11 protein-coding genes are annotated in these 12,919 nt (G+C 65.3%); 4 read left to right on the top strand and 7 right to left on the bottom strand.

Features of this window, described 5'->3' with window-relative positions; translation table 11 throughout:
* Positions 1–61: 61 nt before the first annotated feature.
* From MMAR10_RS11890 to MMAR10_RS11875, 4 genes are all read right to left on the bottom strand, one after another.
* Positions 62–511, bottom strand: coding sequence for a TerB family tellurite resistance protein (locus tag MMAR10_RS11890; RefSeq protein ID WP_011644231.1), 450 nt, complete (start codon positions 509–511; stop codon positions 62–64).
* A gap of 16 nt (positions 512–527) precedes the next feature.
* Positions 528–857, bottom strand: coding sequence for an RNA-binding S4 domain-containing protein (locus tag MMAR10_RS11885; RefSeq protein WP_011644230.1), 330 nt, complete (start codon positions 855–857; stop codon positions 528–530).
* Between the two features lie 10 nt (positions 858–867).
* Positions 868–3,645, bottom strand: coding sequence for a helicase-related protein (locus tag MMAR10_RS11880; protein WP_011644229.1), 2,778 nt, complete (start codon positions 3,643–3,645; stop codon positions 868–870).
* Between the two features lie 67 nt (positions 3,646–3,712).
* Positions 3,713–4,525, bottom strand: a complete 813-nt coding sequence (locus MMAR10_RS11875) for a DUF3108 domain-containing protein (protein WP_150099772.1) — start codon at positions 4,523–4,525, stop codon at positions 3,713–3,715.
* 190 nt (positions 4,526–4,715) lie between these two features.
* Between MMAR10_RS11875 and rpmB the strand changes: the two genes are divergently transcribed.
* Positions 4,716–5,000 carry a 50S ribosomal protein L28 gene (gene rpmB / locus MMAR10_RS11870; RefSeq protein ID WP_011644227.1) on the top strand — a complete coding sequence of 95 codons (285 nt, stop codon included), beginning with the start codon at positions 4,716–4,718 and terminating at the stop codon, positions 4,998–5,000.
* Positions 5,001–5,105: 105 nt separating this feature from the next.
* Positions 5,106–6,845: an amidohydrolase gene (locus MMAR10_RS11865; protein WP_011644226.1), complete on the top strand. Its 1,740-nt coding sequence runs from the start codon at positions 5,106–5,108 to the stop codon at positions 6,843–6,845.
* 801 nt (positions 6,846–7,646) lie between these two features.
* On the opposite strand, the gene MMAR10_RS11860 is transcribed toward MMAR10_RS11865, so the two are convergent.
* On the bottom strand, positions 7,647–8,540 hold the full coding sequence (locus tag MMAR10_RS11860) for an esterase-like activity of phytase family protein (protein WP_041636966.1): 894 nt from the start codon (positions 8,538–8,540) through the stop codon (positions 7,647–7,649).
* A gap of 133 nt (positions 8,541–8,673) precedes the next feature.
* Entirely contained in the window at positions 8,674–10,572 is a 1,899-nt protein-coding gene (cobT, locus tag MMAR10_RS11855) for a cobaltochelatase subunit CobT (RefSeq protein ID WP_011644224.1), read from the bottom strand.
* A gap of 186 nt (positions 10,573–10,758) precedes the next feature.
* Here cobT and MMAR10_RS11850 point away from each other — a divergent pair, with 186 nt between their 5' ends.
* On the top strand, positions 10,759–11,607 hold the full coding sequence (locus MMAR10_RS11850) for a flagellin (protein ID WP_011644223.1): 849 nt from the start codon (positions 10,759–10,761) through the stop codon (positions 11,605–11,607).
* 66 nt (positions 11,608–11,673) lie between these two features.
* On the top strand, positions 11,674–12,618 hold the full coding sequence (locus MMAR10_RS11845) for an NAD(P)/FAD-dependent oxidoreductase (RefSeq protein WP_011644222.1): 945 nt from the start codon (positions 11,674–11,676) through the stop codon (positions 12,616–12,618).
* Here the strand turns inward: MMAR10_RS11845 and MMAR10_RS11840 are convergent.
* The gene (locus MMAR10_RS11840) at positions 12,606–12,902 is read right to left on the bottom strand and encodes a metal-sensitive transcriptional regulator (protein WP_011644221.1); all 297 of its coding nucleotides are present in this window, start codon (positions 12,900–12,902) and stop codon (positions 12,606–12,608) included. The two genes, MMAR10_RS11845 and MMAR10_RS11840, sit on opposite strands and share 13 nt — an antisense overlap.
* Positions 12,903–12,919 lie beyond the last annotated feature (17 nt).

Below are 12,919 nucleotides of genomic sequence, written 5' to 3'. Positions count from 1 at the left end.
CGTTTGGGACAAGGGCAGAGGCAGGGTTGCTGGCGGGACATGGGCCGCGAGGGCGTTTTTGTCAACGGGTACGCAGTCGCGCTTCTGCACGTGTGCGGGCAAAGATACGGTCCCGATCATCGACCGCCAGCAAGGGTCCGATACGCCGGATGAAGGCGTCCTCGAAGGGCGACTTCTCGCCATCGGCCAGGGCCACCAGCCATAATTGCTCGACCAGGGCGATCCGTTCCTGGCGGGACAGGCAGGCTTTGACAACCTTGGTGAAGCGGTGGTGGTCGACGGCGCTTTCGGCCAGCTCCTCGCCCTGCTCCAGGACATGCGCAACGCGCGCATCAGACAGGCCGAAGGCGCCGGTCAGGATGTCGCGAATCTGGTCCTGCTCGCAATCGGCATAGATGCCGTCGGCCAGGGCGGCTTCCACCAGCAATGTGCAGGCGGCGACATGCGGATCGGTTTCGGGCCGCAGATCGGCTTCGGCCGAGGCGAAGAAATTGCGGATGGCTTCAAACATGGCTCGCGTCCATTGGTCAGGCGGGTGTGCGTGTCTGTGCAGTCGGTCTTGTGGCGGCCTGGGCGTCATCGATCAGGCGATAGAGCGCCTGCGCTTCACTCGCCGGGCCGCGCCGCGTGCCCAGCGCCAGGATCTCCAGCCGCACGATCCCGCCATTGCGCGGCAGGGTCAATGTGTCGCCTGCGCGCACCAGTGTGGACGGCTTGCTGATCTTGCGGGTCAGACCGCCGCTGGTTATCCGCAGGCGTCCTTTCTGGACGATCGCGGTCGCGAGGCTGCGGGTCTTGAACTGCCGCGCCTGCCACAGCCAGACATCTATCCGGATTCCGGTTCCCGCTTCGCTCACTGCCCAGCCTTCATGCTTCTTTGTCCGTTGCTGGTTCGACAGCCGGCGCCTCCGGGGCCTCCGGGGCGGCTGTGGAGCCGGCCTCGGCCCGGGCATCGGCCTTCATCTGGGATGTCGCTTCGGCGGCCTGTTCCGGCTTGGCGTCGGCCTTGGCGCCCGCCTTGCGACGTTTGCGGGGCGGGCGGGGCTTGCGTTTGGGGGCTTCGGGCAGGGCCAGTGCCGCCAGCGCCGCGAACGGGCTGTCGGACAGGTCAACCGCAGCCGGCGCGGCGGCGACCGGCTTTCGGCCGCCCTGGTGCTGCCCATCTTTTTGCGACCCGCCCTGACGGCCCGCGCCGGGATGTTTGTTGCGACGCCGGTCCCAGCGTTCGCCTTCAGCCTTTTCCGGGTCCGGGCCCTGCTGGATGCGGCGATAGCCAAGCGCTGACAATGTGCCGCGCAAATCCTCCACCGAGCAGCCAAGAACCGCCGTCATGTCGGCGGTCAGCGGAAAGCCCTTGTCCTCGTCCTTGCCGGCTTCGCGCAGCGTGTCGGCCAGGCGTTCCAGCATGTCGAAGCGGACGGCGCGCGGACCGCAGGGATGGAAGCCGACGGCGGCATAGTCGGCCCGGGTGCGCGAGCGGTCATTGGCGATCGAGGTCAGACCCGGGGCCGGCATCCAGGCCAGGTCCGTCCGACCGGCCGCGACCGCGTGCAGCAATGCGTTGAGGCGCGCCGGTGCCGGTTTGACCAGTTCGGGGACATAGATCATGTGCTCACCGATGCGCACGCCGGCGGCGCGCAGGGCGCGTCGTTCGACCTGGGACAGGTTGCGGACATCATCGCTGACCGTCAGGCGGGCCAGGGCGCCGCCTGCCTCGTACAGACGCCAGGCGAGACCGCGGGCGAGACCGGGCATGTCGTCGGCCTGGCCGGCATCACGCAGCCGGAACAGCGGTGCCAGCCGGGTTTCGATATGGGTTGTCAGACTGGCTTCCAGGCCGGCCCGGGCGCGTGACTGGGCTTCCGGGGCGCCAAGGTCGCCGCCGATCAGCTTGATGGCGGGCTTGAGGGGCGTCGGGCCGGCAATGAGCTGGGCGACGGCTTCGCCGCCCACGCTGATCTGGCCGTCATCGGAGAAAGTAAGATCGTCCATGGTGATTGTCGCCAGCGCTCCCAGCCGTCGGTTTATTTCAGGGCGCAACGCGCGGAGCGCTGCCGATTTCAGGGTCCGGGCCGCGAGCTCGCGACCCTGGGCATCCGGTTTGAATGTAAGGCCGACCAGACGGCCGACGAAATGGCCTTCTACCGTAACCTCGCCATTGCTGGCGACCCCTGCCAGCAAATCTCTCTCATCGCGCAGCCCTTTCACAAGGGCGCTGGTGCGACGGTCAACGAAGCGCTGCATCAGGCGTTCGTGCAGGGCGTCGGACAGGCGGTCCTCGATTTCGCGGGTGACGCCGCGCCAATGGGCCGGGTCGCGGGTCCAGTCGGCGCGGTGGGCGGCATAGGCCCAGGTGCGCACATGGGCGAGCCGTGCGGCCAGGGCGTCGACATCGCCGGAGGTCTTCTTGAAGCGTTCCAGCTGACCGGCCATCCAGTCATCAGGCAGGCGCCCGCCGGGCCCGGTCAGGTGCAGATAGATCGACTTGATGAGCCGGGCATGGGCGTCGAGCGTCGCCTTGCGGAAGTCGGGCAGGCGGCAGGCATCCCACAGCCGGCGCACGGCGGCGGGGGAGGTGACGCGGTCGCGGATCTCGCGATCGGACGCCAGCACGCCCAGCGCCTTTTCGTCAGACGCCTCTGCGACCCGTTCCAGCAGGCGGTCGCGCGACGGTTTTCCGAGGGTGAACTGGAGCGCTTCCAGTGATCGTTCGTCGAGGTCGGGATTGCGCCATTGCAGCTTTTCAACCGGCGCGAAGCGGTGGCTTTCAATGGCTTCGACCAGATCGGGATCGAAAGGGCGGCAGTCGGCGGTCTCGCCGAACGTCCCGTCATTGCGGAAGCGACCGGCGCGGCCGGCGATCTGGGCCATCTCGGCGGCGGTCAGGCGGCGACGTCGGCGGCCATCAAACTTGCGGCTCTCGGCGAAGGCGACATGGTCAATATCCATGTTCAGCCCCATGCCGATGGCGTCGGTGGCGACCAGGAAATCGACCTCGCCGGACTGGTAGAGCTCGACCTGGGCATTGCGGGTGCGCGGTGACAGGCCGCCCATCACCACCGCTGCCCCGCCGCGGCGACGCCGCAGCAATTCCGCGATCGCATAGACCGCCTCGGCCGAGAAGGCGACGACGGCCGAGCGGCGCGGCAGACGGGTGAGGTTGGCGGGGCCGGCATAGGTCAGTTGCGAGAAGCGCTCGCGATAGGTGATCTCGGCCTCGGGCACGAGCTCGCGTACCATGCGATACATGGTGCCTGCACCCAGCAGCATGGTCTCCTCGGTGCCGCGGGCCCGCAACAGCCGGTCGGTGAAGACATGGCCGCGCTCGGTGTCGGCCCCCAGCTGGATCTCGTCGACGGCGACAAAGGCGACCCGTTTCTCCACCGGCATGGATTCGACCGTGCAGATGAAATAGCGGGCATTGGGCGGGACGATCTTCTCCTCGCCCGTGATCAGGGCGACCGCCGCTTCGCCCTTGGCCTTGACTACCCGGTCATAGATCTCCCGGGCCAGCAGCCGCAGCGGCAGGCCGATCATGCCGGAGGCGCGACCCAGCATGCGCTCGACAGCGAGATGGGTCTTGCCGGTATTGGTGGGGCCCAGGGCAGCCGTGACCTGGCCGGGCTCATTGCGGTGAAGCGCCATGTGGCTACTCCTCACACACAAGACCCGGTCCGGGCAATCCTGCGCGACCTTGCGGGCCGCGCCGGGATCAGTGTTCGGCGATCGAGCGGGCGACGATGGTCACACCGCCAAAGCCGGCATTGGTGCGAATCCGGACAGGGACATGGATGTCGCCGCCATGCACGGGGGCCATCCAGAAGGTGATCGGACGGGAGATGTCGTCCTCGGTCGGGAATTCATCGGCCTCATAGCCAGATACCGGCTCGTAATAGGCGTGACAGACCACGGCATCGCCTGTCCAGGCACGGGTGCGGACACGGTCCGTGCCGCCATCCTCGAAGCGCAGATTATAGCGTGCGCGGCCATCAAAAACCGGAAGGGTGCCATCGCAATGGGAGGTTCCGCGCTCAACCGCGCCCAATCCCATTGCCAGAAGGGTCGACAGCGGATCAGCGGCGCCGGCACGCTCCTCGTCGGTCGCCGGTGGCTCGCCCATCGAGCCAAAGGGCGGTTCGATGTCAGGCGTGGCGACGCCTTCAGGGAAATCGATCGCGACGACCCGGTTTTTCGAGCTGGCGTGGTTGAGATGGCTGTAACGCCAGGGCTGCAATTGTTCGCCTTCGCGATAGCCGCTCACACCGGCCTCGATGTCGGCATCGGTGAAAAGGGCGGCCAGTCCGGCGGCAGTGAAACGGGCCGAGGCCTGGTAGGTCTCGTCGGCAAACTGGCTGGACACGACGATATTGGCGACCTGGAACACCATGACCGAGCCGGCATACTGGACTGTGACACCCTGCATGGTGGCTGCGGAATCTGTGACGGCGGCGTCATCCGCCGCTGCGGTCGCGGGGACAGCCAGGGCTGCCATGGCCATCGCCCCGTAAATCCAAGTCTTTTTCACGCGGTACTCTCCCGATCTGAGCCCCCAAGGCCCTAACCCATATGGTGGTTCAACTGCAATAACTGATCCAAACCGGCTGCAAGATGAACGCGGCAAGCTTGACGGCCCGCAATACCTCCTTTATTTCGCCCGCTCTCGCACTGGTCGCAATACCGGTGCGCACGGATTTTTATATTTGAAAGGTGCGATTATGGCGCGTCGTTGCGAACTGACGGGAACTGGCGTTTTGACGGGAAACAATGTTTCTCACGCTCAGAACAAGTCCCGCCGCCGTTTTCTGCCGAACCTGTGCGATGTGACCCTGGCTTCTGAAAAGCTCGGTCGTGGCTTCAAACTGCGCGTTGCGGCCAAGGCCCTGCGCTCGGTTGACCATGTCGGTGGTCTGGACGTCTATCTCCTCAAGGCCCGTGACGAGAAGCTCTCGGACAAGGCCCTGAAGATCAAGCGCGACCTGAAGAAGGCCATGGCTGCCTAGGCACCGGACGGTCTGACGGATTTACAACGCCCGCGGCTTGCTGCGGGCGTTGTCGTGTCTGGCGACGCGATATAGCCTCCCGGCGACAAGCGGGGAGGCTTTCTCATGAGTGCCAAGACATGGATGATTTCGCTGGCCGTTCTGGCCGTGGCCGGGTGTGGCCAGACCGAACCGGTTGAAGCGGTCGATGAAGGCGGCGACGAAGCGCCAGCCAGCAATATTGCGGACCTCGTGATCTGGGGCGGCCCGATCTACACCGCCGTGGATGATCAGCCCATGGTTCAGGCCGTCGCCGTGCGCGGCAACCGGATTGCCTTCGTCGGTGACGACGCTGCCGCCCAGGCCTGGATTGGCGAGGAGACCCGCCTTGTCGATCTCAATGGCGGCGCGATGTATCCGGGTTTCACCGACAGCCATATCCACGTCTATAATGTCGGTCAGCGCGAGCGCACGCTCAATCTGGACGATGTGACCTCGGTGGCGCAGCTGGTCTCGCGTGTTGAAGCCGCGATTGCCGAAACGCCCGCAGGCGAAACACTGGCCGGTCGTGGCTGGATCGAGACGCACTGGCCGGAAGGCCGTTTCCCGACCCGTCAGGATCTGGACCCGGTCTCGCCGGACAATCCTGTCATCCTGCGCCGCGCCGACGGGCATGCCCTGATCGCCAACAGTGCGGCTCTGGACGCCGTGGGCATAACCCGCGACAGCGTCGCTCCATCGGGCGGGGAAATCCTGTTTGACGAGGCCGGTGAGCCGACCGGCCTCCTGGTCGACACCGCCATGGGCGCGATGTCCTCACTGGTCGAGGCGCCGTCTCCGGAAGTCGTCCGCGAGACCTATGCCGAGGGCGCGGAGCGTCTGGTCAGCCTGGGCTGGACCGGGGCCCATGACATGTCGGTGCCGTGGTCCATCGTGCCGATCATTGAAGACCTTGCGATCAGTGGCGAGCTGCCCCTGCGCAGCTATCTTTCGGTGGGGCCGGAAGGGTATGCGCCGCTGGCGGCCGGTGGGCACCGTGATGTCGCCAGCGGGCGTGTCATCACGCGCGCGGTCAAGCTCTATATGGACGGGGCGCTCGGTTCGCGCGGGGCGGCCCTTCTGGAGCCCTATGCCGACCGTCCGGAAACCTCCGGCCTCGCCATCGCGGAAGCCGACGAGACGATCGGCCTCTTCACCGACGCGCTGCGTCAGGGCATCCAGATGAATGTCCACGCAATCGGTGATCGGGGGAATCGCTACCTCCTGGACTGGGTCGAGGAAGCGCGCGCCCAGGTGCCGGAGGAAGAATGGGCGCTGGCTGATCCGCGCTGGCGTGACGAGCACAGCCAGATCGTCGATCCGGCCGATATTCCCCGCTTTGCCGAACTGGGCGTGATCGCCTCCTTCCAGCCCAGCCACGCCATCGGCGACTTGCATTTCGCACCGGACCGGCTGGGTGATGACCGTCTGGTCGGCGCCTATGCCTGGCAGAGCCTGCTCGATGCCGGTGCCCATCTCACCGGCGGTTCGGACGCGCCGGTCGAACAGGGTGATCCGCGGATCGAATTCTACGCCGCCGTGGCCCGCGCAGACCTGTCCGGTTTCCAGGGCGAAAACTGGCACGCGGAAGAGGCGCTCTCACGTGAGGACGCGCTCAAACTCTTTACCGCCTGGCCGGCCTATGCCTCCTTCCGCGAGGACGATCTCGGCACGATTGCCGTCGGCATGCGCGCCGACTTCACGGTCTTCTCCGCTGACATCATGATCATCCCTGAAGCGGAGATCCTCACCGTCGAACCTTGGATGACCGTGGTCGATGGCGAGGTGGTTTATGAGAGCCCGAACAGCTTTCATCACGGTGAGTAGGGCGCGAGGTCCTCGCCCGGACAAGGCGAGGTGGCTGGGCGCGTAGCGGCCAGACGGAGTGGGTGAGGGGAGGTTGGTGCCGGGACGCTGGCGCGTCTCACCCGATCCGACCCGAGGCTGCGCCTCGGCCCACCTTCCCCATCAAGGGGAAGGACCTGGATGCACGCTTTATCCCCGCTGCGCACGCCCTTTCCTTCTCCCTTGGGAGAAGGTGCGCGTAGCGCGGATGAGGGGGGATTCCTCCTGCATTCACCGGGATTTACCCCTAACCCTGGCCCTTTCCCAAGGGAGAGGGAAAATGCGCTCTGCGAAAAAATCCAGAAAACTTATCCCCACCCCCTCGGTCCCGACCGATAATCGCCCCGTTCCCACGTCACCTGAGGCCCGGATTGGTTATCCGGGGGCGTGGGGAGGACGGAGCTCGTCCGGTTGGGTGGAGTTGACCATCACCTGACCCGGCGTGGCCATTGGCAGGACGGCGGCACAAAGCTCGACCGTTTGATCCTGTCGGTTTCGAGACGGGACCCGTAAGGGACCTGAGTAAATCTCCGTGTGCGAGGTGCCCCCGGCGCCACCCACAAACATTTACATAGCTAGGCACCGGCAAGGCACCTCGCACCCCTCTACTGCCCAAACCGCCAGGCGATCTCGCCGTGGCGCGGGCAAGCCTGTCGATCACTTCAAACGCATGAAAGGAGCTGTTCGGGCGCGCCTTCCCGCCTGTCATCCGGGCATTGCGGTCTGACGCGCTTGCGTCGCCAGGCGGGCGGGAAGGCCGCTCAATGGGGAATAGGGGCGGGCCTAGTCGAGCTGGAAGGCCAGAAGCAAAGTCCGCTGGGAGCCGCTGTAATTATCGTCGGACATCAGCAGGAGGACGGTCCGGCCATCGCGTTCGGTGATGGCGAGGCCCTCGAAATTGTCGACTGTCATGCCGGCCTCCAATGTCCCGAGCAGTTCCGCTTCGATGGGGGTGCCGGCTTCCAGGGCGTCGACCGCAAAGCGCAGGATACGGATCCGGTTGCCGATGCCGGACTGCCAGAAGCGTTCAAGCGCGTAGACATGGCCGTCATGATAATCCAGCGAGGTCAGGCCATAATCCGGCTCGGCCGCCAGATCGGACCGGGACCAGTCCCCGTCCCGACGCAGCCAGAGCGGATAGACGCCGTCACTGCCATCCTCGATGCCCGCCAGCAGGGCGCCATCGGGCAGGGTGGTGAGCCCTTCCATGCCGCCATTATCGGTGAATTCGGCCGCACCCGGCGGCGCCGGAAACGCTTCTCCTACACTGTCCAGCTGGCTCCAGTCCTCACCCAGCGCATAGGTATTGATCCGGTGTTCGCGTTCGAAACTGACGGCGTAGGCGCCGCCACCCAGATCGGCGATGGCCTCGCTGTCGGCGGCCCGTCCGCCCAGCGGATCGCCGGTGCGGGAAAGGATGGGGGCGATCGAGAACCCGCCGACATGGAGGTTCCCGTCGGTCCCGCTCCAGTCGATATTGGCAGTTACCCAATAGGCGCTGTCGGACACGGCGAGGATGCGGGAACCATCGGCCGAAAGCGTAAGGGCCGAGAAACCGCCGAAGCGGTCATCCGGATGGTTCAGCACGACCCCGCCCAGATAGCTCAGCCGGTCCAGATCCGTCCGATCCGGTGATTGCTCATAGAGCGGAACGGCCTGACTGCCGGCTTGGGTCATCTCCACATCGGGCGAGCAGGCCGCCAGACACAGCGGGAGTAGGGGGAGAAGCAAAGAGCGCATGGGGCCGGCCTTGTTCGCAGCTACGAGGATAGGGCCTGTCTAGACCGGTGCGGCGGGACGGACCAGCCCCCTAGACTCGCCCGGCAATCGACGAGAAATCGACCCGGTTGAGACCCGGCTTGCCGCTGGAGAAGCCGGCTTTGCCGCCACCATCCTCGTCGAACAGCGCCGCCAGCTGGTCGGTCATGGCGCCGCCGAGTTGCTCGACATCATTGATGGTCACCGCGCGGCGATACCAGCGGGTGACGTCATGGCCGATGCCGATGGCGAGCAGCTCGACTTCCGAACGGGTCTCGATCATGGCGATGGTTTCGCGCAGATGGCGTTCCAGATAGCCGGCGGAATTGGCCGACTGGGTGCCGTCATCGACCGGGGCGCCGTCGGAGATCACCATCATGATGCGGCGTTGTTCAGGGCGGGCGGCCATGCGCTTCCAGGCCCATTGCAGGGCCTCGCCATCGATGTTTTCCTTGAGCAGGCCTTCGCGCATCATCAGGCCGAGATTGACCCGGGCGCGGCGCCAGGGCGTATCGGCGGCCTTGTAGATGATATGGCGCAGATCATTGAGCCGGCCCGGATGCGGCGGCTTGCCGTCGGCCAGCCATTTCTCCTTCGAGCGCCCGCCCTTCCAGGCCTTGGTGGTGAAGCCGAGGATTTCGGTCTTCACGCCGCAGCGTTCCAGCGTGCGGGCGAGGATGTCGGCGCATGCCGCCGCGACCATGATCGGACGGCCGCGCATCGAGCCGGAATTGTCCAGCACCAGGGTGACGATGGTATCGCGAAACTCGGTATCGCTCTCCTGCTTGTAGGAGAGCGGCAGGGTCGGATCGGCGATCACACGGGCGAGCCGCGAGCCATCGAGCACGCCTTCCTCGAGGTCGAATTTCCAGGCCCGTTCCTGCTGTGCCATCAGGCGGCGTTGCAGGCGATTGGCGAGGCGGCCAACGACCTGGTCGAGGCCTTTGAGCGTATTGTCGAGATATTTGCGCAAGCGCTCCAGCTCTTCGCTGTCACACAGGTCGGAGGCCTGGATGACCTCGTCGAACTCGCGGGTGAAGACCTTGTAGGACTTGGCATTGTCATCGCCTGACGGCTGCCAGTTCGGCCGCATCGCGGTCTGGGCCGAGCCTTCATCGTCCATGGCATCGATGCGGGTATCGGCATCGTCCGTATCGGCGTTGATTTCTTCCTCATCGCCGGCTGTTCCAGCCGCGTCCGGGGTATCGGGCTGGTCGCCCTGCTGGTCATCGCCCTCGGCATCGTCGCCGGTGCGTTCCTCGCGATCGACGCCTTCATCCTCGTCATCAGGATTTTCGGACTGTTCGGGATCGCCGCCCAGCTCGTCCGAAAGGTCGAGATCGTGGATGACGGTCCGCAACAGGTCGGCGAAGGCGGTCTGGTCGTCGGCGTTTTCGGCGAGCGCGTCGAGTGAGAGGCCGGCGACAGCCTCCATCTGGTCGCGCCATAAATTCATCAGCCCGTCGGCTTCTTTCGGTGAGGGTTGCCCGGTGATGCGTTCGCGGACCAGAAGGGCGAGGGCTTCCTCCATGGGTGCAGCCTGCCGGTCCTCGACCCGCTGCCAGCCTTTCTGCTTGCAGCGTATGGCAAGGGCGGCGTCCAGATTGCCGGCCATCCCGCGCATGTCACGGGCACCGAGGCCCTCGACCCGGGCCTGTTCGGCGGCGTGGAAGATGGCTCGCGCCGTGGCACCAGGCGGCAGGATGCGGGCGTGGGCGGCTTCATCGTGATGGGCCAGGCGCAAGGCCAGCGCGTCGGCGCGTCCGCGCACGGCAGCAGCGGCTTCGACCGACGGTTCGGTCCCCGGATTGGGCAGAACCATCCGGCCGCCTGACAGGCCGGCAATCTCGCCGCCAAAGCGAACGTCGAGGTCCCGGTCGCCGGCAATGGCGCGGGTGGTGATGGACAGGGCGCGCTTGAAAGCGTCGGGATCGGCAGGGGGCTGACTCATACCGGTAAACCTAGCGGATCGGGCGTGGAAATCGAGCCGTTCTGATCAACCTTTTCCAGTCGCCCGCGCCATCACCCAACCGCTGGCGTAAACGTCTCGCTAACCCAATCGTGGAAAACTGGAGCGAGGTCCCGTATAGGCAAAAATGCCAAGCCGGGCCGACCAGATGGTGGTGAGAGTCGACGAATGACCTTTTCGGTCCATTCCATGGCCTCAGTGAACTCCGCGCTGCAGCATATGAGCATGCTGCAATCGGAAAGTGCCAAAGTGCACGACCGGATCGCGACGGGGCTCAAAGTGGGCAGTGCCAGCGATAATGGCACGGTCTGGGCGACGGCCCAGGTCATGCGCTCGGACAATGAGTCCCGGCAGAGCGCCCTCACATCCATTGATCTGGGCACCGGCGTGGTCGAGACCGCGCTCGCTGCCGCCGAAGGCATTTCCGATTTGATGGTCGAAATGCAGTCCAAGCTCGTTGCCGCGACCGACACCACGCTGGATGAGCAGAGCTGGCGCAGCCTGATGACCGACTTCATCGAATTGGGCAATCAGGCGACGCGTCTGGCCGAGAATGCCAGTTTCAATGATCTCAACCTGCTGGAAAGTGGTGGCGGGGACCTGTCGGTCCTGATCGGCAAGGACCCAAGCAGCACCATGACCATCGCCGCCGAGGACCTGACCGATGGTGGCGGAATTTTCGACGCCGGACTGGCAGCCAACCTGCCGCAGAGCGATAACGCGATTGTCGCGACCCAGCCAACCAGCGCTGACGTCGTTGCGTTCGAGGCTTCGCTGGTCGATGTGACATCGGCTGTCTCCCGATTGGGTGTCGGTCTGCGGTCTCTGGAAATCCAGAAAACCCTGCTGGTCAAACAGATGGACGTGACCAGCGCCGGGATCGGCAATCTGGTCGATGCAGACCTTGGCCGCGAGAGCGCAAAATTGCAGGCGCTTCAAGTGCGGGAACAGCTGGGCATCCAGGCGCTGGAAATCGCCAATCGCTCGCCGCGCGTGATCCTGAACTTCTTCCAGTAAGGCAGGCTGCTTGCCGTCTCCGGCGTAGCGCCCTAATTGGGCTTGCAAGCAGGCGCGGGGTTCAGCGTGACATCAAGCATCGTAATCGGAGCCGGCATGGCCGGCCTGGCCTGCGCCCGGCATCTAGCGGATTCCGGCGAGAATGTCATTGTGCTCGACAAGGCGCGCGGCCTGGGCGGCCGTCTGGCCACCCGGCGGACGGAATACGGACCTTTCGACCATGGCGCCCAATATGTCACCGCCCGCGATGCCGGCTTCGCTGCCTGGCTCGATCAGGCTGCGGCGACGGGATTGGCTGCGCCCTGGGAACAATTGGGAATGGAGCAGACCTGGTGGGTCGGCGCGCCGGGAATGAGCAAGCTGGTCGCGCCATTGGCCGAGGGGCTGGAGATTCGCAATCCCTGTCGGGTTGAGACGGTGGGGCAAGACGGTGAGGGCTGGCTGGTGGCCTGCGAGAATGGTGAGATGTTTCAGGCAGACCGGCTCGCAGTCGCCATTCCCGCTCCCCAGGCCAAGACCTTGCTTTCCGGTGTCACGCCGCTGGCTGACCGGCTCGACGCCGTGCGTTACGCGCCTTGCTGGACCTTGATGCTCTCGCTGGCTGAACCGCTCGAACAGGCACCGCGCGTCTATCGCGCCTCGGATGGGCCCTGTGCGTGGATCGCCTGCGACTCGACCAAGCCGGGCCGGTCAGGTGAGGGCGAGAACTGGGTCATCCAGGCCGGTCCGGGCTGGAGCGACACCCATCTCGAGGAGGATCCGGAAACCGTTCACGGTTTGCTCTGTAGCGCTTTCGAATCCTGGGCCGGTGCCCTGCCGGAGATTCGGTCGAGTCAGGTCCACCGCTGGCGTCATGCGCGCGTCCTCAAGGCACTCGAGGCGCCCTGTCTTTGGGATGGCGAGGCCGGTATCGGTCTGGCCGGCGACTGGTGTCTCGGGCCTCGTGTCGAGGCGGCCTATCTGTCCGGCCGGGCACTCGCCGGGCGGATGCTGAAAACTCAGAGCCGATAGTGCTTGGCCAGCAGGCCTATAAGTTCGTCCATCTTCGCTCTTTGAGCGTCGGTATCGCCGCTTTCGATGGCATGGGCGACGCAATGGCCGGCATGATCACGCAGGATTTCGCCTTCGACTGCCGCCAGGGCCGATTTGACGGCTGACAATTGCGTGAGCACGTCGATGCAATAGCGGTCCTCTTCCAGCATGCGGCCAATACCGCGCACCTGACCTTCCACGCGCTTCAGGCGGGTCAGGGATTTTTGCCGGGCGGGCGTGAGCGGTATTTGGGTCTCAGACATCGAACTTGTATACCCCC

Source organism: Maricaulis maris MCS10 (assembly GCF_000014745.1).
In the GTDB taxonomy this organism is placed as follows: Bacteria; Pseudomonadota; Alphaproteobacteria; order Caulobacterales; family Maricaulaceae; genus Maricaulis; species Maricaulis maris_A.
The sequence above is the reverse complement of the archived record's forward strand: the minus strand, read 5'-3'. Positions and strand labels throughout refer to the sequence as shown.